The sequence below is a fragment of the Streptomyces sp. NPDC057743 genome, assembly GCF_042798755.1.
In the GTDB taxonomy this organism is placed as follows: domain Bacteria; phylum Actinomycetota; class Actinomycetes; order Streptomycetales; family Streptomycetaceae; genus Streptomyces.
This window is the reverse complement of record NZ_JBHVJX010000033.1, coordinates 64052-87082: the sequence shown is the minus strand read 5'-3', so window position 1 is coordinate 87082 and position 23031 is coordinate 64052. Positions and strand designations below refer to the sequence as shown.

Annotated in this window: 21 protein-coding genes; 5 read left to right on the top strand and 16 right to left on the bottom strand. The window is 71.2% G+C overall.

The window, feature by feature from the left end:
- The first annotated feature begins 187 nt into the window (after positions 1 to 187).
- Entirely contained in the window at positions 188 to 1297 is a 1110-nt protein-coding gene (locus ACFVFQ_RS30265; RefSeq protein ID WP_383422106.1) for a DUF5937 family protein, read from the top strand.
- Between the two features lie 81 nt (positions 1298 to 1378).
- On the opposite strand, the gene ACFVFQ_RS30260 is transcribed toward ACFVFQ_RS30265, so the two are convergent.
- From ACFVFQ_RS30260 to ACFVFQ_RS30250, 3 genes are all read right to left on the bottom strand, one after another.
- Entirely contained in the window at positions 1379 to 2089 is a 711-nt protein-coding gene (locus tag ACFVFQ_RS30260; RefSeq protein ID WP_383422104.1) for a glycoside hydrolase family 75 protein, read from the bottom strand.
- A 93-nt stretch (positions 2090 to 2182) separates the two neighbouring features.
- Positions 2183 to 2866: a response regulator gene (locus tag ACFVFQ_RS30255; RefSeq protein WP_383422100.1), complete on the bottom strand. Its 684-nt coding sequence runs from the start codon at positions 2864 to 2866 to the stop codon at positions 2183 to 2185.
- 316 nt (positions 2867 to 3182) lie between these two features.
- Positions 3183 to 4388 (bottom strand): sensor histidine kinase, encoded by a 1206-nt coding sequence (locus ACFVFQ_RS30250; protein WP_383422098.1) that lies wholly within the window; start codon positions 4386 to 4388, stop codon positions 3183 to 3185.
- Positions 4389 to 4832: 444 nt separating this feature from the next.
- Here ACFVFQ_RS30250 and ACFVFQ_RS30245 point away from each other — a divergent pair, with 444 nt between their 5' ends.
- Entirely contained in the window at positions 4833 to 5903 is a 1071-nt protein-coding gene (locus ACFVFQ_RS30245; protein WP_383422122.1) for an SAM-dependent methyltransferase, read from the top strand.
- A gap of 125 nt (positions 5904 to 6028) precedes the next feature.
- Positions 6029 to 7171: an NADH-quinone oxidoreductase subunit D gene (locus tag ACFVFQ_RS30240; RefSeq protein WP_383422096.1), complete on the top strand. Its 1143-nt coding sequence runs from the start codon at positions 6029 to 6031 to the stop codon at positions 7169 to 7171.
- A 160-nt stretch (positions 7172 to 7331) separates the two neighbouring features.
- Here the strand turns inward: ACFVFQ_RS30240 and ACFVFQ_RS30235 are convergent, their stop codons facing one another.
- The 4 genes from ACFVFQ_RS30235 to ACFVFQ_RS30220 all read right to left on the bottom strand — a co-directional run bounded on the left by ACFVFQ_RS30235 (position 7332) and on the right by ACFVFQ_RS30220 (position 11123).
- Entirely contained in the window at positions 7332 to 8477 is a 1146-nt protein-coding gene (locus ACFVFQ_RS30235) for a hypothetical protein (protein ID WP_383422120.1), read from the bottom strand.
- 190 nt (positions 8478 to 8667) lie between these two features.
- The gene (locus ACFVFQ_RS30230; protein WP_383422094.1) at positions 8668 to 9636 is read right to left on the bottom strand and encodes an ABC transporter substrate-binding protein; all 969 of its coding nucleotides are present in this window, start codon (positions 9634 to 9636) and stop codon (positions 8668 to 8670) included.
- Between the two features lie 24 nt (positions 9637 to 9660).
- Complete coding sequence (locus ACFVFQ_RS30225; RefSeq protein ID WP_383422118.1) at positions 9661 to 10392, bottom strand: ABC transporter permease; 732 nt, start codon at positions 10390 to 10392, stop codon at positions 9661 to 9663.
- A 2-nt stretch (positions 10393 to 10394) separates the two neighbouring features.
- Complete coding sequence (locus ACFVFQ_RS30220; protein ID WP_383422115.1) at positions 10395 to 11123, bottom strand: ABC transporter permease; 729 nt, start codon at positions 11121 to 11123, stop codon at positions 10395 to 10397.
- Between the two features lie 222 nt (positions 11124 to 11345).
- On the opposite strand from ACFVFQ_RS30220, the gene ACFVFQ_RS30215 reads away from it, so the two are divergent.
- Positions 11346 to 12515: an ABC transporter ATP-binding protein gene (locus ACFVFQ_RS30215; protein WP_383422092.1), complete on the top strand. Its 1170-nt coding sequence runs from the start codon at positions 11346 to 11348 to the stop codon at positions 12513 to 12515.
- A gap of 46 nt (positions 12516 to 12561) precedes the next feature.
- On the opposite strand, the gene ACFVFQ_RS30210 is transcribed toward ACFVFQ_RS30215, so the two are convergent.
- The 6 genes from ACFVFQ_RS30210 to ACFVFQ_RS30185 form a co-directional block, all read right to left on the bottom strand.
- On the bottom strand, positions 12562 to 13050 hold the full coding sequence (locus ACFVFQ_RS30210; RefSeq protein WP_383422090.1) for a DUF3180 domain-containing protein: 489 nt from the start codon (positions 13048 to 13050) through the stop codon (positions 12562 to 12564).
- Between the two features lie 216 nt (positions 13051 to 13266).
- Entirely contained in the window at positions 13267 to 13908 is a 642-nt protein-coding gene (folK, locus tag ACFVFQ_RS30205; protein WP_383422088.1) for a 2-amino-4-hydroxy-6-hydroxymethyldihydropteridine diphosphokinase, read from the bottom strand.
- Positions 13905 to 14264 (bottom strand): dihydroneopterin aldolase, encoded by a 360-nt coding sequence (gene folB / locus ACFVFQ_RS30200; protein WP_016574864.1) that lies wholly within the window; start codon positions 14262 to 14264, stop codon positions 13905 to 13907. The genes folK and folB overlap by 4 nt, the downstream gene beginning before the upstream one ends.
- 416 nt (positions 14265 to 14680) lie before the next feature.
- On the bottom strand, positions 14681 to 15157 hold the full coding sequence (locus ACFVFQ_RS30195; protein ID WP_383422113.1) for a nuclear transport factor 2 family protein: 477 nt from the start codon (positions 15155 to 15157) through the stop codon (positions 14681 to 14683).
- A gap of 5 nt (positions 15158 to 15162) precedes the next feature.
- Entirely contained in the window at positions 15163 to 16059 is an 897-nt protein-coding gene (gene folP, locus ACFVFQ_RS30190; RefSeq protein ID WP_383422083.1) for a dihydropteroate synthase, read from the bottom strand.
- 121 nt (positions 16060 to 16180) lie between these two features.
- Positions 16181 to 18022: a phosphatidylglycerol lysyltransferase domain-containing protein gene (locus tag ACFVFQ_RS30185; protein WP_383422080.1), complete on the bottom strand. Its 1842-nt coding sequence runs from the start codon at positions 18020 to 18022 to the stop codon at positions 16181 to 16183.
- A gap of 141 nt (positions 18023 to 18163) precedes the next feature.
- Between ACFVFQ_RS30185 and ACFVFQ_RS30180 the strand changes: the two genes are divergently transcribed.
- The gene (locus tag ACFVFQ_RS30180; protein WP_383422078.1) at positions 18164 to 19279 is read left to right on the top strand and encodes an alpha/beta hydrolase; all 1116 of its coding nucleotides are present in this window, start codon (positions 18164 to 18166) and stop codon (positions 19277 to 19279) included.
- Between the two features lie 130 nt (positions 19280 to 19409).
- Here the strand turns inward: ACFVFQ_RS30180 and folE are convergent, their stop codons facing one another.
- The 3 genes from folE to hpt all read right to left on the bottom strand — a co-directional run bounded on the left by folE (position 19410) and on the right by hpt (position 22963).
- Positions 19410 to 20015: a GTP cyclohydrolase I FolE gene (folE, locus tag ACFVFQ_RS30175; RefSeq protein ID WP_383422076.1), complete on the bottom strand. Its 606-nt coding sequence runs from the start codon at positions 20013 to 20015 to the stop codon at positions 19410 to 19412.
- 106 nt (positions 20016 to 20121) lie between these two features.
- On the bottom strand, positions 20122 to 22140 hold the full coding sequence (ftsH, locus tag ACFVFQ_RS30170; RefSeq protein ID WP_383422074.1) for an ATP-dependent zinc metalloprotease FtsH: 2019 nt from the start codon (positions 22138 to 22140) through the stop codon (positions 20122 to 20124).
- Between the two features lie 283 nt (positions 22141 to 22423).
- On the bottom strand, positions 22424 to 22963 hold the full coding sequence (gene hpt, locus ACFVFQ_RS30165; protein WP_037812418.1) for a hypoxanthine phosphoribosyltransferase: 540 nt from the start codon (positions 22961 to 22963) through the stop codon (positions 22424 to 22426).
- Positions 22964 to 23031 lie beyond the last annotated feature (68 nt).

Below are 23031 nucleotides of genomic sequence, written 5' to 3'. Positions count from 1 at the left end.
TTGGGACGTGAGACATCCCGCTCAACAGTCCGAGAGCCTCGCCTGTTACGGGCCACCAACCATCCCCCGATCAGTGGCCGAGTTGAAGAAGTTCACTGTGAGACGGCCGGGCCGACCCTGGCGCGCCGATTGACAGGAGCCGTCAATCGATGACACCGCAGGTCACGAGGGAGCGCATGATGGCACCATGTCCAACGTCATCGACATCACCGGACTGCCGCCGGAGCGCGTGGTATTCGCGCCCTCTCCGCTGGCGGAGCTGAGCGCGGCGCTGCACGTGCTGTCCGAGCCGGGGCACCACCCCGGGTTGCACGGCTGGGTCACCGCGACCAACGCCGCCCTGAAGACCGACCTGGCCGACCGGCTGTGCGAGGCGGACTTCCTGTGGCGGTCCGCCCGCTCGGACATCCTGCTGCCCGCCCACCCCGGCGCGACGCTCGCCGAGGAACTGGACGAGCTGGACAAGATCGACGACGAGCGGTTCGTGGCCGCCGCCTTCGAGATCAGTTGCTCACCGCGGTACACCCGCCGGACGCCGTCGCCCCTGGTCGACGCGGACGAGCGGGCCCGCGTGCGGGAGATGGCGGCGGCCCGCGGCCCGCGACAGGCGGCGTTCACCGACCGGATGCTGACCGACCCCGACGGCCTGCGGGTGTGGCTGCGCCGCCTGTTCGAGGACTGCGAGGACGCGTTCTTCGGCGACATCTGGCGACGGGTGGGCATCCAACTGGCCGCCGACGCCCGGCACAAGACCGAGCTGCTGCGCCACAAGGGCCTGGCCGAGACGTTGACCGCGACCTCGCGGGCGCTGACCTTGGAGGAGGCCCAGGACGGCAGCGGCAGCGCCCGGATCCTGGTCGACAAGCTGGCCAGTGGCCGCACCACGGCGTTCTCCGACCCCGCCGACCCCGGCATCACCTTCCTCCCGACGTCGTTCGGCTGGCCGCATCTGCTGTTCAGCCATGCGCCCGGCTGGCGCCCGGTGCTGCAATACCCGGTCGCCAGCCCCGAGTTGCCGGCCCCGGCCACGCTGGAACTCGTCCAGCAACGACTGGAGGCGCTCGGCCACCCCATGCGCATGCAGCTGTGTCGCACCCTGTCGCGCGGGCCGCACACCACGGGCGAGCTGGCGACCACGTTCGGCATCACGGCACCGGAAGTGTCGCGGCACATCGCGGTGTTGAAGAAGGCGGGGCTGCTCCAGACCCGGCGCCGCGGGCGGTATGTGCTGCACCAGTTGGACCTCCAGGTGGTGGCCCGGCTAGGGAGCGACTTCCTTGAGGGCGTGCTGCGCTGAGTGGAGGTGAGGGGAGCGGAGGGGAGAGGCCACCGGCTGCGTCCCCTCGCCCCCTCTTCCCCTCTTCCCGCCCGCCGACGGTCAGTTCGCCTGAAGGAACTTCTTCGCCAGGGCGTCGCCCCGGCTCACCGCGTCGGCGTGGCTCTCGATCGGCGACGCCTGGGAGTTCTTGAACAGCACGTAGGTGACGCCGGAATCCGCGCCGCCGGTCTCCGGGTTGGGGTCGATGCCCAGCGCCTTGGCGGCCGCGTAGGACGCCTCACCAATGATCTTGTCGGGCCCGGTGTCCCCGACGACGGCGTACTCGACCTGGTTGTTGTAGATGACGGCCACCACTCCGCCGCCCTTGATCCCGGCGGACTCGTAGTTCCAGATGGTGCTGGCGCTCGGCACCACGACGTACGGCAACTTCGCGGCGCTCAGCGGCTTGTCGTCGGACTGGTGGAACCTGGTGTCGTCCTGGAACCAGGGGTCGGTGTCGGCATTGCACTGCGAGGTGATCTGCCCGTCGCAGTCGATGTCCATGTCGGCCTTCCAAAAGACGGCACCGTTCTTGCCACAGACCGGGACGGTGGCCGGGGTCCCCTCGTCGGTGCTGTATTTGCCGTTGGATATCTGCTTGCAGTCCTTGAGTTTGGCGAGCAGTTGGGACGCGGAGACCGAGCCCTCCTGAAGGGCGGCGTGCGGCGCGGCGGCCCGGTGGGCGGCCGGCTGGGCGGTGGCGGGAAGGGCCGCGGCGGCGAGGACGGCGGCGCCGGAGGCGGAGGCGAGGGCAAGCGTTCTTCTGCGCACGGGGAACCCTTCTGTTAGGAAAGTTTCCTTACGGCGCGTCAATCTGCTCTTGTTTACGTGTCCCCGTCAAGACGCGTATCGGCCAGCGCTCCGCTACGCCCCCGCGCCCCCGGCCCGCACCAGACCCGTCTCGTAGGCGAGCACCACCGCCTGGACCCGGTCCCGCAGGCTCAACTTCGTCAGGATCCGGCCCACATGCGTCTTCACGGTGGCCTCGGACAGCACCAGCCGCGCCGCGATCTCGCCGTTCGACAACCCCTGCGCGACGAGCAGCAGCACCTCCCGCTCGCGGTCGGTCAGCCGCTCCAACTCGGGCCGCGCGGGCTCGCCGGAAGTGGCGGGCAGCATGGGCGTGAATCGGTCCAGGAGACGGCGCGTGGTGGACGGCGCGACCACCGCGTCACCGCTGTGCACCGCGCGGATCGCGGCGAGGAGTTCACTCGGCGGCACGTCCTTGAGCATGAAGCCGCTGGCCCCGGCCTTCAGCGCGGAGAAGGCGTACTCGTCCAGGTCGAAGGTGGTCAGGATGAGGACCTTCGGGGCCCCCTCCGGCTGCCCGCCGCCGCAGATCCGGCGGGTGGCCTCGACCCCGTCGAGGGTGGGCATCCGGACGTCCATCAAGATCACGTCGACCTGGGTGGAGCGCAGCACTTCGAGGGCCTGTGCCCCGTCACCCGCCTCGGCGACGACCTCCATGTCGGGCTGCGCGGCGAGCACCATCCGGAAGCCGGTGCGCAACAACACCTGGTCGTCTACGAGCATCACTTTGATGGTCACGGCTGGGAGATCCCTTCACGGGTCAGGAGAGGCGGGCGGGACGGACGAGGCGGGCAGGGTGGCAGCGGGAACGGGCACAGGGGTGCCGCGGCGGACCCCGCCGCACGGAATCTAGCCGCACCGCCGCCCGACGGGGAAAGGCGCCCTGGGCGCACCCCGGACGACGGGCGGCCGCGGGCCCGGCCCCGCCAGCTGCTCGTGACCAGGGGGGACCGTCGCTGTGGAAGCCGGACCCGGCCCCCGGGTGGCCCGGCCCGATCGCCGAGCGACCGGGTCGAGTTCCCGCCCCCGGACCGCGCCCAAGAGCCCCCGCCGCTCACCGCTCGGCCTTGAGCGGGAGGACCGCGTTCACCCTGAAGCCTCCGCCCGGGCGCGGGCCGGCGTCGAGGATGCCGCCGACCATGCCGACCCGCTCGCGCATGCCGATCAGCCCGTGGCCGAGCCCGTCCGCACCGCCCTCGTCATAGAGCTCGCGCTGCGCGCCCCGGCCGTCGTCCTCGACGAGCAGATCGAGATCGTCGCCCCCGTAGGTGAGGCGGACGGTGGCGCTGGCGTCGGGGCCGCCGTGCTTGCGGGTGTTGGTCAGCGCCTCCTGGACGATGCGGTAGGCGGTCAGCTCGATGCTGCTCGGCAGCGGGCGCGACTCGCCGACCACCCGGAAGTCGACCGGCAGCCCGGCGCCCCGGACCTGGTCAATGAGGTCGGCGAGCTGCTCGACGCCGGGCTGGGGCACGTACTCCCCGCCCTCGGCCTGCTCGCCGGTGCGCAGCACGCCCAGCAGCCGACGCATCTCGGCGAGCGCCTGCCGGCCCGTGTCGGAGATCGTCTCCAGCGCCTGCCGGGCCTGATCGGGCGTGGCATCGAGGACGTAGGCGGCGCCGTCGGCCTGGACGACCATCACCGAGACGTTGTGCGCGACGACGTCGTGCAGCTCCCGGGCGATCCGGGCGCGCTCGGCCGCGACCGCGATCCGCGCCTGGGCCTCGCGCTCCTTCTCCAGCCGGGTGGCCTTCTCCTCCAGCTGCGCCCAGTAGGCCCGGCGGGTGCGCACCGAGTCGCCGAGCACCCAGGCCAACACGAACGGGACGGTGAGCAGCGCCATGAAGAACAGCACCGCCCACACCGGTATGTGGGCGGGGCTCTCCCGGAAGCGGAGTTGGGACAGGGCGGGGCCGATCAGGGCGGCGCCCAGTGCGAAGCGTGAGGCCCAACGGCGCGCGTTGGTCTCGGAGGCGACGGTGTAGATGATCACCAACATCGCGAAGTCGGCGACGTTGGGCGAGACGTTCAAGATCAGCTGGCCGACGCCCAGGGCGGTGGTCAGCAGCAGCATCTTGACTGGGTACTTCCGGCGCAGGGCGATGACCAGGCACAGGCCGATGCTGAAGAACAGGGCGATGGCCTTGCCCTGGACGCCGGGCCGGGACATGACCCACAACCCGCTGAACCCGAAGAGGAGGAAAGCCCAGAAGCTGTCCACTCCCGTCGGGTGCCTGCGGAAGAAGTCATAGAGGCGCTGCACGTAACCCAGCGTAGGCAGCCCCAACCGCCCCCGGAGTCAACCGGAGGAGCGATCCTCTTCCCCGAGGTCTACTCCCCTAGGTGGAGGCCGGATGCGCCAATTGTGTCGCCGCGGAGGTCGATCAATGAGCGCGCGATGGGCGCCGGCCCCTGCCATCCCCCGTGAATCGGCCACGACCAGCGGCTTCGCGCCGGCTCGGCCTCATACCGAGGGTCCACCGTCCCACCACGGGTCGACGCCCGACGCCGCGAAGCCGCCCTCGTGCGGCGCCCCCGTACGGTGGTCCGCGTGACGAGAGACGGACGCGCGGACGCGGCGCACGGGCAACGGGACGCCGAGCGGAATGCCGAGCGGGACGCCAAGCGGAATGCGAAGCGGAACGCCGAGCACAGCGACGCGCAGGGCGACCGACGGAGCGCCGGGCGCCCCACCGAGCCGACCACCGTGCCGGCCGCCGGGCCGAACGCCACCCCCACCTGGCGCCCCTGGCAAGCCGCCGCCGAGCAGGCGCTCTACGGCCCCGGCGGCTTCTACACCCGCCCCGAAGGCCGCGGCCCCGCCGGCCACTTCCGCACCTCCGTCCACGTCTCCCCGCAGTACGCCGGCGCCGTCGCCACCCTCCTCCGCCGCGTCGACGCCGCGCTCGGGCACCCGGACGAGCTGGCCCTGATCGATGTCGGCGCGGGCCGCGGCGAGTTGCTGTGCGGCGTGCTGGCCGCGCTGCCCGAAGAGGTGGTCGCGCGACTCCGCCCGTACGCCGTCGAGCGCGCCGCGCGCCCCCAGGGCCTGGACCCCCGCATCACCTGGTGCGCCGAGCTGCCCGCCCCGGGCTCGCTCACCGGGCTGCTCTTCGCCAACGAGTGGCTGGACAACGTCCCGTTGGACGTCGTCGAGACGGACGCCGACGGGGTCCCGCGCCGGGTTCTGGTGCGGGCCGACGGCACGGAACGGCTGGGCGCACCGGTCGACGGGCCGGACGCCCAGTGGCTCGCCCGTTGGTGGCCCCGGTCCGCACCGGGCGCCCCCGAGCCCGTCCCCGGGCTGCGCGCCGAGATCGGCCGCCCCCGGGACGCCGCCTGGGCGCGCGCCGTCCGCACCCTCGGCGCCGGGCTCGCGATCGCCGTCGACTACGCCCACCAGCGCGCCGATCGGCCGCCGTTCGGCACCCTCACCGGCTTCCGCGAGGGCCGCGAGGTGCCCCCCGTCCCGGACGGCAGCTGCGACCTCACCGCGCACGTCGCGCTGGACGCCTGCGCCGGCCCCGACGCCGAGCAACTGACCCAGCGCGCCGCGCTGCACGCGCTCGGCGTGACCGGCCGTCGCCCCCCGCTGTCCCTGGCCACCACCGACCCGGCCGGCTACGTACGGGCGCTCGGCGCGGCCGGGGACGCCGCGGAACTGACCGATCCCGCCGGCCTGGGCGGCTTCGGCTGGCTGCTGCAACCGGTCGGCGGCACCGCCTGCGCCGGCCTGCTCGCCACCGACGCCACGGACGCACCACCCGACCCGGCCTGACCGAACACCCCAGCCGGGGACGGCCCGCCCGCACGACCCGACGCCGCCGCCCGCCCCTTGGGCCGCCCCGGTCCACACCACGGACCGGCCCGTTCCGCCCCCCGCCGCCCTGCGACACTGTCCCCATGACGGAGACGACGGTCGGCATCGGCGGCGCGGCGGAGAGCACCGACATGGTGCTGAACATCGGCCCGCAGCACCCCTCCACGCACGGCGTGCTGCGGCTGCGCCTCGTTCTGGACGGCGAGCGCATCCGGCACGCCGAGCCGGTGATCGGGTACATGCACCGCGGCGCCGAGAAGCTCTTCGAGGCCCGCGACTACCGCCAGATCATCATGCTCGCCAACCGCCACGACTGGCTGTCGGCCTTCTCCAACGAGTTGGGCGTGGTGCTCGGCGTCGAGCGGATGCTCGGCATGGAGGTCCCCGAGCGCGCGGTGTGGACCCGCACGCTGCTCGCCGAGCTGAACCGCGTCCTGAACCACCTGATGTTCCTCGGCTCGTACCCGCTGGAGTTGGGCGGCATCACCCCCGTCTTCTACGCCTTCCGGGAGCGCGAGGAGCTCCAGACCGTCATGGAGGAGATCTCCGGCGGGCGGATGCACTACATGTTCAACCGGGTCGGCGGCCTCAAGGAGGACCTGCCGGCCGGCTGGCTCGGCCGGGCCCGGCAGGCGGTCGCCGACGTCCGCTCCCGTATGGGCGTCTTCGACGACCTGGTCCTGGGGAACGAGATCTTCCGCGGTCGCACCCGTGGGGTCGGCGTGCTGGCCCCCGAGGCGGTGCACGCCTACGGCGTCTCCGGGCCGATCGCCCGCGCGTCCGGCGTCGACTTCGACCTGCGGCGCGACGAGCCGTATCTCGCGTACGGCGACCTACAGGACACGCTCAAGGTCGTCACGCGGCAGGAGGGCGACTGCCTGGCCCGCTTCGAGTGCCTGCTGGAGCAGACCCACAACGCGCTCGCCCTCGCCGACGCCTGCCTGGACCGCATCGCGGAGCTGCCGCCCGGCCCGATCAACCAGCGGCTGCCCAAGGTCCTCAAGGCCCCCGAGGGCACGACCTACGCCTGGACCGAGAACCCGCTCGGCATCAACGGCTACTACCTGGTCTCCAAGGGCGAGAAGACGCCCTACCGCCTCAAGCTGCGCTCCGCGTCGTACAACAACATCCAGGCGCTGACCGAGCTGTTGCCGGGGACGCTGGTGGCCGACATGGTCGCCATCCTGGGGTCGATGTTCTTCGTGGTCGGGGACATCGACAAGTAGGCGGGGCCAAGTAGGCGGGGACGTCGACGCGTTGGGGAAGCAGCCCGACGGACGGGCGTCCGCACCCAGCACAACGGCGGGGCCTGGTGTCCACAGGTTGTGGACACCAGGCCCCGCCGTCTTGTGCCGCTCTCCGCCGGTTCGCCCGTCAACCCGCCCTCTAGGAAAGGGCGGTGCGGAGTTCGGCGAGGTCGAGCTGCTCGGTCTCGTCGTGCGCGGTCAGGTCGATGACCGCGCCGGCGCCGTGCGTGGTCTCCCCGTTGGCGGCCGGGCCGTCGGACGCCGCACCGTCGCCGCCGTCCGCACCGTCGCCCTCCGCGCCGGCCTCCGCCTCACCGGCGTCGGTACGCTCCGCCTCGCCGGCGTGCTTGCCCGCGCGCTCGCCCGCCACCGCGTCGGCCACCCGCGAAAGCGCCGTACGCCCCTCCGCAGGGGCCTCCCTGAGCGCCTCCACGCGGGCCTCCGCGCGCGCCGACTGTTCGGCGACCGCCTCGTCGCCGACGACGTCCGCGAGGTCCTCCTCCAACGGGGCGGCCAGTTCGCGGCGGGGGACGGTGGCGTTGCCGAAGAAGTCGAATCCGCCCAGGGTGCGGGGCACTGAGGGCCGGGTCGGGGCGATCGCGGCGGCGGCCGGCACCGGGCGGAGCGCGGGCCCGCCCATCCCCTCTGCAACGGCCGCCTCGGACTTCCCCTGGTCGTCGGCCTCAGGCTTCTCCTGAGGGGCGGCGCCCGCATGTTCCTGGGCGCCGCTGCCGTTCTTGCCGGCGTTCTGGTCCGCGCTGCCGTTCTCGGCGGCCGCGCGCTGCCGGGCGGCGTTACGGGCCAGCTCGCACAGCGCCCGGTCCGCCTGCGCGAACGTGGCGCCCGAACGGGCCGGCGCCGCACCGCTCTTGCCCTGGCCGCCCGCCGCGGAGCGGTCGCCGTCGGGCGCCGACTCGCGCTGGACCGGGACGAGTTCGCCGCCGCTCGACGGCCCTCCGGCCTCGATGGCGAGCAGCCGGCGGCCCTCCAGGGCGCTGGCCCGCTCGGTCTCGGCGGTGGCGTAGCGGCGCAGCAGAGCGGCGTGCTCGCTGCGCAGCCGGGCGAGTTCGGCGCGCTTGGCGCGGAGCTTGGTGTCCAGGGCGGCGCGGATCTCCCGCGCCTCCTCGACGTCCGTCTCCAGCTCCGCGATCCGCTCCTCGGTGCGCCACTCGTCGCGCGCCCGGGCCCGGGTCAGCTCGGCGACCCGCTTGCCGGCCTTGCGGTCCCAGACGCGCAGCAGAACGGCGCCGGTGACCGCGGCGGCCGCGGCACCGGTGGCGAGCACCCGTTGCACGAGGTCGTCGCCGACGAACCAGGCGCCCGCGGCACAGGCAATTGACGCACCGGCGACCGTCGAAGGAGGAAGCAGCCGGTGGAGGGGTGGGGAATGGCGGTGGCGTCCTCGTGGCATGGCCAGAAACTTACCGTGCGTGCGAGATCTATGGGGCCCCGCATACGCATCCGTTTCAGGCTGGTTACTTCTTGACCAGCCCCTTGGACTCCAAATACGCCTGCGCCACATCGGCGGGCTTCAACCGTTCGGCATCGACCTTGCGGTTCAAGTTGATCAAGTCCTCGGTGGTGAGCGCCTTCGTGATCTTGTTGAGGGCGGTCTCGATCTCCTTGTCACCGGCCTTCTTGGCATTCAGCACCGGCAGCACATTGTCGGCGTTCTGGAGCTTCTTGTCGTCACCGAGAAGCACCAGACCGAAGTTGTCGAGAGTGGCGTCCGTGGTCGTGGTGAGCACCAGTTGGTCGGTGCCGTCCTTGACCGCCTGCTTGGCCTGGGGGGTGCCCACGCCCTTGGGGTCGATGCTGGCGACGGAGATGCCGTAGGTCTGCTCCAGACCGGGCTTGCAGAACACCCTCGTCTCGCACTCCTCGCCCGCCGCAATTTTGATCTTCTGCTGCGAACGCCCCAGGTCCGAGAGGGTCTTCAGCTTGTGCTGGGCGGCGAATTCCTTGGTGACCGCGAAGGCGTTCTGGTCGGTGGCCGCGCCCGCCGGCAACACCTTCAGCCCGCGCGGCTCGGCCAGCTTCTTCAGCGCCGTCACCGTCTTGTCGATGTCGCTGGACGCCACCGGCTTCGCCTTGGCGCCGTTCTTCTTCCCGTTGAGGAATTCCGCGAGCGTGGAGGCATATTCCGGAACGACATCGATCTGGCCCTTCTCCAGGGCCGGTTCATACAGCTCGCGATTGGTCAGTGTCTGCACCCGCGGGTGGTAACCGGCATCGGCGAGCACCCGCGCATACATCTCGGCCAGCACCTTCGACTCGGTGAAGCCCGCCGAGCCGATGACGACCTCGCCCTTCCCGCCGCCCTTGCCGCCCTTCTCCTCCAGGGACTGCCCCCCGCACGCGGCCAGCCCGGCCGCCAGCGCCACCACCGTCCCGGCGGCGAAGGCGGTGCGTATCGTGCGCGCGGTGCGTGCTCTGCTGCTCATGGAAATCCACTCCGTCCGTTGGGATCAGGTCGGTTGAGACGTCTCGGGGCGGGGCCGGACCAGTGCCGGGCGCTTCTTGCGCGGCCCGCGCCGCCGCCCCCGCATCGGATCGAAGGCCCGGTCCAGCAGCACCAGTACCCCCTCGACCGCCAAGGCCAACAGCGCGACCACCACCGCCCCGGCGACCACCTGCGCGGTGTCGTAGTTGCCGAAGCCGGCGGTGATGATCCGCCCCAGGCCCCCGCCACCGGCCAGCGCGGCCAGCGTCGTGGTGGACACCACCTGGACCGCGGCCGAGCGCAGGCCCGTCATGATCAACGGGTAGGCGAGGGGTATCTCCACCCGCCGCAGCAACTGCGGCCCGGACATCCCCATCCCCCGGGCGGCCTCGACCACATCGCGGTCCGCCTCCCGTATGCCCAGATAGACGTTGGTCAACAGCGGCGGCACCGCGAACAGCACCAGCGCGATGATCGTCGGCCAGTCGCCGTACTTCCCCAACGGACTGAGCGTCAGCAGCACCAGGACCGCGAACGTCGGTACCGCGCGCCCCACGTTGGAGACATTGATCGCCAACGTCCCGCCCTTGCCGAGGTGACCCAGCCACAGCGCCACCGGCAGCGCTATCAGGCAGGACAGCAGCAGACAGAGCCCGCTCAGCCAGAGGTGCTCACCGAGACGGTGCCACACCCCCTTCTCCCCGGCCCAGTTGGCCGCCGTGGCCAGCCACTGCCAGGCCCCCGTGATCGCGTCCACGCTCACCCCACCGCCTTCGCCACGGCCGCCGTGCGCCGCATCCGGCGGCCCTTGGACCGCGCCCGCGTCCACGGCGTCAACAGCCGCTGCAGCCCCAGCAGGAGCAGATCCGCCACCAGCGCCAGCAGCACGCACAGCACCGACGCGGTCAGCACCTCCGCCTTGAAGAAGCCCTCCATGCCGCTGGCTATCAGATTGCCCAGCCCGCCGTACCCGACCACCGAGCCGATCGTCGTCATCGCCACCGTCGAGACCGTGGCGATCCGCACGCCGGCCACCAACGCCGGTATGGCGAGCGGGAGTTCCACCTCGAACAGCAGCCGGGCCGGCCCGTACCCCATCCCGCGGGCGGCCTCCCGCACCTCGGCGGGCACCGCGTCCAGACCGGCGAGGATGTTCCGCACCAGGATCGTCAGCGAATACAGCACCAGGCCCGTGACGACCACCGAGGGCGAGACCCCGAAGACCGGCGTCAGCAGGGCGAACATCGCCAGCGAGGGCACCGTGTAGAGCACCGTCGTCAGCCCCAGGACGGGGCCGGCCACGCTCCGCCGGCGCCGGGCCAACAGCGCCAGCGGAAAGGCGATCAGCACCCCCAGGAGCACCGACACCACCGTGATACCGATGTGCTGGAGCGTGGCGTCGACCAACTCCTGGCTCCGGGTGTGGAGATACTCCCCGCAGATCCAGTCGTTGCGCTCCAGGCAGCCGGAGCCGCCCCCCTGCGCCATGGTCTGGACGCCGGTCAACTGCGCGCTCGTCAGCAGCTCCGCCGCGCGCACCGGTGCCTCCACCGCCGTCACCTCCCCCGCTCGCCGATACCGTGGTGACTGTCTGCGACCCTAACCCCCACCACTGACAATCGTTCGACCCGGCATCCACTCGCAACACCGCGTTCACGGCACCCGTGCAGGACGCGTACACAATGGGGGCCGTCCACACAGGGGGATTCCATGATCCGCTTCGAGCACGTCACCAAGCGCTACGCCGACGGCACCACGGCCGTCGACGACCTCTCCTTCGAGGTCGCCAAGGGCGAACTCATCACCCTCGTCGGCCCGTCGGGCTGCGGCAAGACGACGACGATGAAGATGGTGAACCGGCTCATCGAGCCCACCAGCGGCCGCATCCTCCTCGACGGCGAGGACATCGCCGACGCCGACCCGGTCGAACTCCGCCGCCACATCGGCTACGTCATCCAACAGGTCGGCCTCTTCCCCCACAAGACCGTCCTGGACAACACCGCCACCGTCCCGCACCTGCTCGGCCGCCCGCGCAAGCAGGCCAGGGCCCGCGCCGCCGAACTCCTCGACCTGGTCGGCCTGGACCCGTCCGTCTACGGCGACCGCTACCCCGACCAGCTCTCCGGCGGCCAGCGCCAACGCGTCGGCGTGGCCCGCGCGCTCGCCGCCGACCCGCCGGTGCTGCTGATGGACGAGCCCTTCGGCGCGGTCGACCCGGTCGTCCGCGAGCACCTCCAAAACGAGTTCCTGCGGCTCCAGTCCACGCTCCACAAGACGGTGCTCTTCGTCACCCACGACATCGAGGAGGCGGTCCGACTCGGCGACCGCATCGCCGTCTACGGCCACGGCCGGATCGAGCAACTCGACGCCCCCGCAACGGTCTTGGGCGCCCCGGCCACCCCGTACACCGCGGAGTTCGTGGGCGCCGACCGCGGCCTGAAGCGGCTCGCGGTCACCCCCGTCGACTCCGCCGACCTCGAAGAGCCGCCCGTGGTCCGGCTGGACGACCCGGCCACCCGGGCCACCGAGGCGCTCGCCGACGCCCCCTGGGCCGTCGTCCTGGACGCCGACGGGGCGCCGTACGGCTGGGTGGCGGCCGACGCGCTCGGCGACCCCGACGGCCCCACCGCCGACGCCCCCACCGTCCGCGACCTGGCCCGCCCGATGCCCGCCACCGTGTCGCTCGGCGACCCGCTCCGGCAGGCACTCAGCACGCTGCTCCAGCACGACGCCGGCTGGCTCGCGGTCCTCGACGGCGACCGCTACCGGGGCGTCCTCACGCCCGCCGCACTGCACGGCGCGCTGCGCCGCGCGACCACCGCCGACGCGGCCAACCTGCCCCGCGACGAGGTCGCCCTGGACACCGTCCCGAGCGCCTGACGGGACCCCACAGGCCCGGCCGGACCGCTCCGGCCGGGCGGCGGCGTCACGCCCGCGTCGCCCCGGGCCCGTCTTCCCCGTCGTCGCCCTCGGGCAGCTTGCAGACCCGCTCCATGAAGATCGCCGCGGCGACCACTCCCGCACCGGCCAGCACCGAGAGCCCGGCGTACACCGCCTGCGCGCGGCGCGCCCCGTCCACCCCCGACGTCAGCAGGAACACCCCGACGCCGCCGTAGAGCCCGGCGACCAGCGCCGCCACCAGGGCGCTCGCCTGCCCGAAGACCACCGCGCGGGCGGCCACCAGCGGGTCGACGCCCTTGGCCTCGGCGAGCCGCTCGCGCTGTGCCTTCAACCGGGACCGCAGGGAGAGGGCGGTGGCAGCCAGCACCACGGCGATCAACGCCAGCACGATCGGCGCCGCCACCGGCACGCTGGGCAGGGTGCCGAACGAGTCCCACAACCGGGCGCCCGCCCAGGCCAGGATCCCGGCCACCACGAACAGCCCGCCCAGGACCTTGACCCGTAGCTGCTTCACCGAGCGATCGCCCCTCGCACCGTCTCGGTCACCCCTGCCGCGATGACCGCATCTGCTCTTGTGGCCGCACCGAGTGGCGCGGCCGCCGTGTGTCCGTCCGGGTCCGCCCGCGCACCCGTGGCTGCGCGGCCGACGACGTCCACGCGCCAGTACATCAGCGCGCGCGGCGTCCGCCGCGCATCGTCGCCGTGCACGACCGGCCCGCAACCCTAACGACTACTCGGGCAGCCGCAGTTCCAGATCCGTCCGAAGATTCACACCGTCGGTGCCGACCTCGGTCAGCAGGGAGGCCACGTCGCCCCGCCCCGGAACCTCTGCCTCCGGGTCCACGTCGTGCCACGGCACCAGGACGAACGCCCGCTCATGGGCGCGCGGGTGCGGCAGCGTCAGCCGCGGGTCGTCGGAGACCACATTCTGGTACGTGAGGATGTCGACGTCGATGGTGCGCGGGCCCCAGCGCTCGTCCCGCACCCGCTCGAACGCCTCCTCAATGGCGTGCCCGCGCTCCAGCAGGGACTCCGGCGGCAGCGTCGTCTTGATCAGCACCACGGCGTTGAAGTACGAGGGCTGGGAGCCCGCCTCGACGCCCCACGGCTCGGTCTCGTACACCGGGGAGACCGCCTTCACGCGGACGCCCGGGGTGTCCTCCAGCGCGTCCACGGCGCCCTGGAGCGTCTCCAGACGGTTGCCGAGATTGCTGCCCAGCGAGATCACCGCGCGCTTGGGGTTGGAGAGCGTGACGTCCGCCGCGTCCACCTGCTCCACCACGGAGACGGGCACCGGCTGGACGGTCGGGTCGTTGACGGGGTTGGCGTGGGAGGTGCGGGGGGCGGGGGCCGGCTGCTGGGTGGTTTTCATACTCGGCTCCGAGTGATGGTGATGGTCACGTCATCGAAGGGGACGGTGATCGGTGCGTCCGGCTTGTGGACCACCACTTCCACCTCCTGCACCCCCTCGTGCTTCAGGCACTGGTCGGCAATGCGCTCCGCCAGGGTCTCGATGAGGTCGACGGGCTCGCCTTCGACGACGGCCACCACCTCCTCGGCCACGATGCCGTAGTGGACGGTCTTCGCCAGATCGTCGGAGGCCGCCGCCGGGCGGGTGTCCAGGCCGAGGACCAGGTCCACGATGAAGGTCTGGCCTTCCTCGCGTTCCCGTGGGAACACCCCGTGGTGTCCTCGGGCCTTCAGCCCACGCAGCGCGACACGATCCACGCGAATCACTCCCACTGGTCCGGCGGCGCCTTAAGGGCGCCACTGTTCGTCGGATTCGGGCAGGCGCCTGAAGTCGGCCGGCGACACTGCCCCACTCGAATCTACCTGCGAGCACCGACAGCGCTCGCCCATGGGGGCTATGGACAAGGCCCCGTTCTGCTGCTAGGCAGCGTCGCGCGGGCAGCCTACAGAGCGCAGGAGATCGTCCGCGCGGCCTCTTACCCCCACGCGCCCCACCCACCCCTACCCAGGCCGCACTTGGCTCGAACGGGTGCGCCCCGCTCGGAAGGCTGACGCCGGGCGCACCGGCCCGCGCCCCTGCCTCCATGGGCGGCTTGTGAAGCCACTCACATGTCCGCGGACTGGGATGCGGGCGGAACGCGCACCGGGACACCGGCCGGGCCGCACACCGCGGTTCACACCCGGCCGGCCGGCCCGCCCTCCTCGTCCTCGTCGGCGTCGCCCTCGTCGTCCTCGCGGTCCGCGAGCACCGGCGAGCCGTGGTGCGACCAGACCCGCCAGCCGTCCTCGGTCCGCCTGAAGACATTGGTCGCCACGACCAACTGCCCGATCAACGGCCCCACGGAGCCGTCGTCCTCGGCCGGTCCCCCGCTGAGGATGTTCTCCGTGCACGTCACCAGCGCGGTGTCGCCGATGACGTCGATCTCCACGTCGGTCAGGAAGAACTGGATGTACTCGGTATTGGCCATGATCAACGCGTACGAGCGGAGCACCTCCCCGCGCCCGCGCAACACCGGCCACCCCGGGTGCACCACGCTCACCTGACCGTCCAACCACAGCTCGGACAGCGCCTCGTGGTCCCCGCGCTCGATGGTCTCGTACAGCGCCGTGTTCGCCTGCTCGACCAGCTCGATGTCCGTCCGCGGGCCCAAGCCGCTCACGTCGTCCCCGTCGTCGTCGCCGTCGCACCACTCGCCCGCGCCGCGCCCTCAACGGCACGGGCCACCCGCACCGCGTCCGCGCTCGCCCTGACCTCATGCACCCGCACCGCCCAGGCCCCCTCTCGCGCCACGATCGCCGATACCGCCGCCGTCGCGGCGTCCCGCTCCCGGGCCGGCGGTGGGGCAGCGCCCTCGCCCCCTGCCAGCACCCTGCCCAGGAACCGTTTCCTCGAAGCCGCCACGAGCAGCGGCCGGCCAAGCGCCCGCAACCGGGACAGGTGGGCGACCAGCTCCAGATCGTGCGTGGCGTCCTTGGCGAAGCCCAGCCCCGGGTCGATCACGATCCGCTCCGGATCCACCCCGCCGGCCACCGCCCGCTCCATGCTCAGCCGCAGCTCGTCGACCACCTCGCCGACGACGTCCGCGTAGACCGCCCGGTTGTTCATGTCGATGGACTGGCCGCGCCAGTGCATCACCACGAACGGGACGTGGTACTCGGCGACCACCGACACCATCGCCGGGTCGGCCAGGCCCCCGCTCACGTCGTTGACCAGCCGCGCCCCGGCCTCCACGGCCCGCTCGGCCACCGCGGCGCGCATGGTGTCGACGGACACCGCGACCCCCGCCGAGGCCAACTCCCGGACCACCGGGACGACCCGGCGCAACTCCTCGGCCTCGTCGACCCGGGCCGCGCCGGGGCGGGTGGACTCGCCGCCGACGTCCACCATGTCGGCGCCCTGGGCCACCAGGTCCAGACCGTGTTTGACGGCGAGTTCGGGGTCGAACCACTCGCCGCCGTCGGAGAACGAATCGGGCGTCACGTTCACGACGCCCATCACCGCGCAGCGGTCCCAGTCCGGCAGTCCGGCCACCCGGCCGCGCAAGGTACTCATGGCACCAGCGTAGGCCGTGCACCGACCGGTCGGATCGCCCCGCCGGCCACGCACGACGCCCGCCAACGGGCCGTCCACGCCCACCCCGAAAGGCACCCGGACCTGACCCATCGGACAGGCCCTAGGCCACCTTCTCCAGCGCCCCGGCCGCCAACACCGACTCCTCCAGGTGCTCGCACGGCCGCGGCTGCTCCGCCCGCCGGCGCCGCAGCACCCGCGGCAGCTCCAGGTACCCCTCGGCCTGCAACGTCGCCAACCCGATCCGCGGAATGTCCCGGCTGTTGCGGAAGACCACGAACCGCGGCTCCCAGCGTGGCCGGAACTTGTCGTTGAACTTGTAGAGCGACTCGATCTGGTACCAGCGCGACAGGAAGATCAACGTCGCCCGCCAGCCCCGCAACACCGGCCCCGCGCCCAGCTTCTCGCCGCGCTCCAGGGACGAGCGGAACACCGCGAAGTTCAGCGACACCTGCTTGATCGCCAGCTCCGGCGCCGCCTGCAGCGCCGCGACGATCAGCAGCTCGTTCATCCCCGGGTCGGCGCCCCGGTCCCGCCGCATCAGCTCCAACGAGATCCCGTCGCGCCCCCACGGGACGAAGTGCTGCATCGCCTTCAGGTCCCCGAACGGCCCGGGCTCCTCGCCCTCGGCCGGCGCCTGGTGCGCGGTGGCGATCACCGCGTCGCCGTCGGCCACCGCGTCGATCCGGCCCAGCGCCATGGAGAAGCCGCGCTCGGTGTCGGTGTCCCGCCAGGCGTCCGCCGCCTTCTGGATCCGCGCCAGCTCCTCCGGCTCCAGGTCGCGCACCCGCCGGACCCGGGTCGTGTAGCCGTTGCGCTCGATCCGCTTGACCATCTGCCGCACGTTGCGCATCGACCGCCCCGTCAGCGTGAAGTCGGCGACGTCCACGATCGCCTCGTCGCCCAGCTCCAGCGCGTCCATCCCGGTCTCCCGGGTCCAGACCTGGCCACCGGTCTCGCTGCACCCGGTCACCGCCGGGGTCCACGAGTGCGCCCGCGCCTCCTCCATGAAGCGCTCGATGGCGCCCGGCCACGCCTCGACGTCCCCTATCGGGTCGCCACTGGCCAGCATCACCCCGGAGATCACCCGGTAGCAGACCGCGGCCTTGCCGGACGGCGAGAACACCGCGCCCTTGTCCCGGCGCAGCGCGAAATAGCCCAGCGAGTCCCGGCTGCCGTGCTTGTCCAACAGCTCCCGCAGCCGCTGCTCGTCCTCGTCCGTCAGCCGGGCCGCGGGGTGCTCGGGGCGGAAGGCGAGGTACGCGGTGGTGGACACGGTCAGCAGGCCCAGCGCCCCGAGCGAGTAGCCCACGGTGTAGTCCACGCCGTGCGTGTAGGCCACCGGCCCCTCGAAGCCGAAGAGCCCCCACAGCACGTGCTCCGCGCGCTCCCCGAACGACGGCGAGCCGACGATCTTGTGCGGATGGGAGCTGACGATCACCATCCCGATCCCGAAGCTGACCCCGCCCAGAACGACGAGGTTGGCCACCGCCTTCCAGCGGCTCCGCGGATCGGGCAGCGCCGCGAACTCCCGCCGGTACCGGATCAGGCACCCCAGCAGTGCCAACGACAGCACGGCCCCGAAGATCGAGTGCCGGTAGACGAGTTGGGCGGCGATCCCCACCGGCAGCAGCGCCACCGCCGCGATCCAGGCCCGCCGCTTGCGCCGCTTGAGGCCGTGGGCCAGGAGCAGCAGCAGGATGCCGACGACGAGCGAGGCGGACGCCGCGAGCGGGCTGACCGCCCCCGGTAGCACCTCGGTCACCGCGTGCACCCGGCTGTGCCGGAAGCGCGGAAAGATCCCGGACATCAGGTTCAGCAGGCCGACGACGACTCCCGCCGTCCCCACCAGCCCCGGGACCGCCGTCGGCCGCGGGCCGCGGAGCCAGCGTGGCGCAGACCACGCAACCTTCCCCGACTTTTCCCCATCTAGCCTGTCAGACATCACTTTCCCGTCGCCCCGGTCGAGAGAACGTGCGAGCCTTAGTCGCAGCATCTGGACTTTTGCGCCCTGTATGACGGCGTCTCAGGGCTCGGGGTTCCACTTGCGGTCCGGATGGCCCGGCCGCCCGGAAGAAAGCACCACATGGGTCTCACCAGCAAGAAAGTGCTGCTTCTTACCGTGCTCGTCGCGGTGGCACTGTTCGTCCTCACCGTCTGGCTCTGGCCGCGCCTGTCGAAGGGCAACTGGCGCGCGGTCCTCGGCCGGATCGGACTGCTCTTCGCCACCCAGGTATCGCTCTTCGCAGCCATCGGTCTGTTCGCCAACAACACCTTCGGCTTCTACGCCTCCTGGGCCGACCTCTTCGGTCAGGAGCAGCAGCCGGGCGTGGTCACGACGTACAAGACCGGCCCGCACGGCACCAACCTGAAGATGCTGGGCACCGAGCGCCTGAGCATCCAGGGCGCCTCGGTCCCGGCGACGGCCGGCCGGCTGGACAAGGTCCTGATCCGCGGCGCGAAGTCCGACATCGCCAGCCCGGCGTACGTCTACCTGCCGCCGCAGTACTTCCAGAAGAAGTACGCGCACAAGAAGTTCCCCGCGGCCGTGGTGCTCACCGGCTACCCGGGCACCGCCGAGGCGCTCTTCAAGAAGCTGCACTACCCGCAGACGCAGTACAGCCTGCTGGAGCAGGGCCGCATCCAGCCGACCGTCCTGGTCATGATGCGCCCCACGGTCGCGCCGCCCCGCGACACCGAGTGCGTGGACATACCCCGCGGCCCGCAGACCGAGACGTTCTTCGCCCATGACCTGCGCCACGACATCAGCGGCCAGTACCGCGTGGGCCGGGACGCCAAGAGCTGGGGGATCATGGGCGACTCCACCGGCGGCTACTGCGCCCTGAAGCTGACCATGCGCAACCCGGAGTCGTACTCCACCGCGGTCTCGCTCTCCGGCGACTACAAGGCGCCGATCGACGCCACCACCGGCGACCTCTTCGGCGGCAGCGCCCAGCTCAAGCGCGAGAACGACCTGCTGTGGCGGCAGCGGAACCTGCCCGCCCCCAAGGTGAACCTGCTGGTCACCAGCAGCCGGCACGGCGAGGACAACTACAAGAACACCCTGAAGTTCATCGAGGGGACCAAGACGCCGTCCACCATCGCGTCGATCATCCTCGACAGCGGCGGCCACAACTTCAACACCTGGAGCCGGGAGATCCCGGCCGCGATGGAGTGGATGGGCGGCCACCTCCGGGCCTGACCCGCCCCACGCATCTCGGGCAAGCGGCCCGGGGCCCGGCACCATCTGCCAGGGCCCCGGGCCGCTTTCGACGTTCAAGAGCCCGGGCGCACCGCGGTGCCCGAGCCGGCGCGCGCCTTGCCTTGGTCAGCTAGCGCGCCAGTATCAGGCTCATCGCCTCGGCCCGCGTCGCGGGGTCACGCAGCTGCCCGCGCACCGCGGAGGTCGTCGTCTTCGCCCCCGGCTTGCGCACCCCACGCATCGTCATGCACATGTGCTCGCACTCGACGACCACGATGACGCCGCGCGGCTCCAGGATCTTCATCAGCGAGTCCGCGATCTGGGTGGTCATCCGCTCCTGGACCTGCGGGCGCCGGGCGAACACGTCGACCAGCCGGGCCAGCTTGGACAGCCCGGTGATCTTCCCGTCGGTGGACGGGATGTAGCCGACGTGGGCCACGCCGACGAACGGCACCAGGTGATGCTCGCAGTTCGAGACCACCTCGATGTCCTTGACCAGCACCATCTCGTCGTGACCGAGGTCGAAGGTGGTGGTCAGCACGTCCTCGGGCTTCTGCCACAGGCCGGCGAAGAGCTCCCGGTACGCCCGTGCCACCCGCGCCGGCGTCTCCAGCAGCCCCTCGCGGTCGGGGTCCTCGCCCACCGCGATGAGCAGCTCGCGCACGGCGTTCTCGGCACGCTTCTCGTCAAACGTGCCGATCACGCCCTCGACGTCCAGCGTCACAGGGTCCGTCATTGGTGCCTCGTTCCTTCCGGGCCCGCTCGGAAACGCGGAAAAGCCGCGCCCCCCAGGCTAGAACCTGGGGGGCGCGGCGGGTATTCCGGGGCCGAAGTGGCGCCCGTCAGCCCTCGGTGCGCGGATCCTCGGAGACGTCCGGCTTCTTCTCCGTGGAGACGGTGCCGGGCGCCGCCGTCACGGAGCCGTTGGCCGGGGCCAGCTCGCGCGGCGAGAGCACCGGCGGGCGGGTCGAGGGCGTACGACGCGAGGAGCCGGTCCACGCCGGGCGGGCCGGGCGCTTGACCACGTGCTTGAAGAGCTCGGCGATCTCCTCCTTGTTGAGCGTCTCCTTCTCCAGGAGCGTCAGCACGAGGTTGTCGAGCACATCGCGGTTCTCGACCAGGATCTCCCACGCCTCGTTGTGCGCGGTCTCGATCAGCTTCTTGACTTCCTCGTCGACCAGCGCGGCGACCTCTTCCGAGTAGTCGCGCTGGTGACCCATCTCACGGCCCAGGAACGGCTCGGAGTTGTCCGTGCCGAACTTGATCGCGCCGAGCCGCTCGGTCATGCCGTACTGCGTGACCATCGCGCGGGCCGTCGCGGTCGCCTTCTCGATGTCGTTCGCGGCGCCCGTGGTCGGGTCGTGGAAGACCAGCTCCTCCGCGGCGCGGCCGCCCAGCATGTACGCGAGCTGGTCGAGCATCTCGTTGCGGGTGGTGGAGTACTTGTCCTCGTCGGGCAGGACCATGGTGTAGCCCAGGGCCCGACCGCGGGACAGGATCGTGATCTTGTGCACCGGGTCGGAGTTCGGCGAAGCCGCCGCGACCAGGGCGTGTCCGCCCTCGTGGTACGCGGTGATCTTCTTCTCCTTCTCGGACATGATCCGGGTCCGCTTCTGCGGTCCGGCCACGACGCGGTCGATCGCCTCGTCCAGGAAGTGGTTGTTGATCAGCTTCTCGTCGCTCCGGGCCGTGAGCAGCGCGGCCTCGTTGAGGACGTTGGACAGATCGGCACCGGTGAAGCCGGGGGTGCGCTTGGCGACGGCCGAGAGGTCGACGTCCGGCGCGACCGGCTTGCCCTTCTGGTGGACCTTGAGGATCTCCAGCCGGCCCTGCAGGTCCGGACGGTCGACGGCGATCTGCCGGTCGAAACGGCCGGGGCGCAGCAGCGCCGGGTCGAGGATGTCCGGGCGGTTCGTGGCGGCGATCAGGATCACGCCGCCCTTCACGTCGAAGCCGTCCATCTCGACGAGCAGCTGGTTCAGCGTCTGCTCACGCTCGTCGTGACCACCGCCGAGGCCCGCACCACGGTGCCGGCCGACGGCGTCGATCTCGTCGACGAAGACGATCGCGGGTGCGTTCGCCTTGGCCTGCTCGAAGAGGTCACGGACCCGGGAGGCACCGACACCGACGAACATCTCGACGAAGTCGGAGCCGGAGATCGAGTAGAACGGCACGCCCGCCTCACCCGCAACGGCCCGCGCGAGCAGCGTCTTACCGGTACCGGGCGGGCCGTAGAGCAGCACACCCTTGGGAATCTTGGCGCCGACGGCCTGGAACTTCGCCGGCTCCTGGAGGAACTCCTTGATCTCGTGGAGCTCCTCGACGGCCTCATCGGCACCCGCGACGTCCACGAAGGTCGTCTTCGGGGTGTCCTTGGTGATCAGCTTCGCCTTCGACTTGCCGAAGTTCATCACCCGGGAGCCGCCGCCCTGCATCTGATTCATCAGGAACAGGAAGACGACCACGATGAGCACGAAAGGCAGCAGTGACAGCAGCACGCCGACGAACGGGTTCTGCTTCGACGGCGAGACGGTGTAGCCGTCCTTGATCTCGCCGGTCTGGTACTTGGCCTGCAGGTTCTTTGCCAGGTCAACGCCCTGGTCGCCGATGTAGCTGGCCTGGATCTTGTTGGAACCGGAGATCTTGTAGTCGCCGGTCAGCTCGATCTTGATCTTGTTCTCGTCGCCGGTCGTCAGCTCGGCGGACTTCACCTTGTTGTCAGCGATCGCCTTGACGACCTGACCGGTGTCCACCGTTTTGTAGCCGCCGGACGAGCCGACGACCTGCATCAACACGACCACGGCGAGGACGGCCAGCACGATCCACATGACTGGCCCACGGAAGTATCGCTTCACGTCCATCCACACGGAGCCGCCTAAGGCCCCGTCCCTCCTGCCACAGTGAGGCACAACGCCCTCGGGAGGGCTGGTCGTGCGTACGGTGTCGTATTACTCGCCCGAAAACAGATTGCCTTCGGACGGTACCCCAGCATTGTCACCCGGCGCCTGTGCCGACAGTGAACAACGAAGCCGGGGATTCCCCTCCCCCTGCTCCAACGGCGGGGAACCCCGAAGGGTTCCCGCCGGACGACAGGGGCCATCCGAGCGCTCGTCCGGCACGGTGGCCGGCGAGCGCGGGACGCTCTCAGCCGCCGTACACGTGGGGCGAGAGGGTACCGACGAACGGCAGATTGCGGTACTTCTCCGCAAAGTCCAGGCCATAGCCCACGACGAACTCGTTGGGGATGTCGAAGCCGATCCACTTCACGTCGATGGCGACCTTGGCCGCGTCGGGCTTGCGCAGCAGCGTGCACACCTCCAGCGAGGCGGGCTCGCGCGAGCCGAGGTTGGACAGCAGCCAGGACAGCGTCAGCCCCGAGTCGATGATGTCCTCGACGATCAGGACGTGCTTGCCCTTGATGTCGGTGTCCAGGTCCTTCAGGATGCGGACCACGCCAGAGGACTGGGTGCCCGCGCCGTAGGAGGACACGGCCATCCAGTCCATCGTGACGGGGGTGGACAGCGCACGCGCCAGGTCCGCCATCACCATCACCGCGCCCTTGAGGACGCCGACGATGAGCAGGTCCTTGCCCGCGTACTCCGCGTCGATCTTCGCAGCCAGCTCGGCCAGCTTGGCGTCGATCTCTTCCTTAGTGATGAGCACCGACTGAAGGTCGGCGCCCATGTCCTTGTCGTCCACCCGTGCCACTCTCGTTCGGTTCGGTATGCAGATCTGCCGCGTGAGCTCACGAA

Coding starts and splice junctions, on each gene's coding strand:
- ACFVFQ_RS30265 (WP_383422106.1), top strand. CDS start 188: ATGTCCAACGTCATCGACATCACCGGACTGCCGCCGGAGCGCGTGGTA.
- ACFVFQ_RS30240 (WP_383422096.1), top strand. CDS start 6,029: ATGACGGAGACGACGGTCGGCATCGGCGGCGCGGCGGAGAGCACCGAC.
- ACFVFQ_RS30230 (WP_383422094.1), bottom strand. CDS start 9,636: ATGAGCAGCAGAGCACGCACCGCGCGCACGATACGCACCGCCTTCGCC.
- ACFVFQ_RS30220 (WP_383422115.1), bottom strand. CDS start 11,123: ATGGCGCAGGGGGGCGGCTCCGGCTGCCTGGAGCGCAACGACTGGATC.
- ACFVFQ_RS30215 (WP_383422092.1), top strand. CDS start 11,346: ATGATCCGCTTCGAGCACGTCACCAAGCGCTACGCCGACGGCACCACG.
- folK (WP_383422088.1), bottom strand. CDS start 13,908: ATGAAAACCACCCAGCAGCCGGCCCCCGCCCCCCGCACCTCCCACGCC.
- folP (WP_383422083.1), bottom strand. CDS start 16,059: ATGAGTACCTTGCGCGGCCGGGTGGCCGGACTGCCGGACTGGGACCGC.
- ACFVFQ_RS30185 (WP_383422080.1), bottom strand. CDS start 18,022: ATGTCTGACAGGCTAGATGGGGAAAAGTCGGGGAAGGTTGCGTGGTCT.
- ACFVFQ_RS30180 (WP_383422078.1), top strand. CDS start 18,164: ATGGGTCTCACCAGCAAGAAAGTGCTGCTTCTTACCGTGCTCGTCGCG.
- folE (WP_383422076.1), bottom strand. CDS start 20,015: ATGACGGACCCTGTGACGCTGGACGTCGAGGGCGTGATCGGCACGTTT.
- ftsH (WP_383422074.1), bottom strand. CDS start 22,140: ATGGACGTGAAGCGATACTTCCGTGGGCCAGTCATGTGGATCGTGCTG.
- hpt (WP_037812418.1), bottom strand. CDS start 22,963: ATGGGCGCCGACCTTCAGTCGGTGCTCATCACTAAGGAAGAGATCGAC.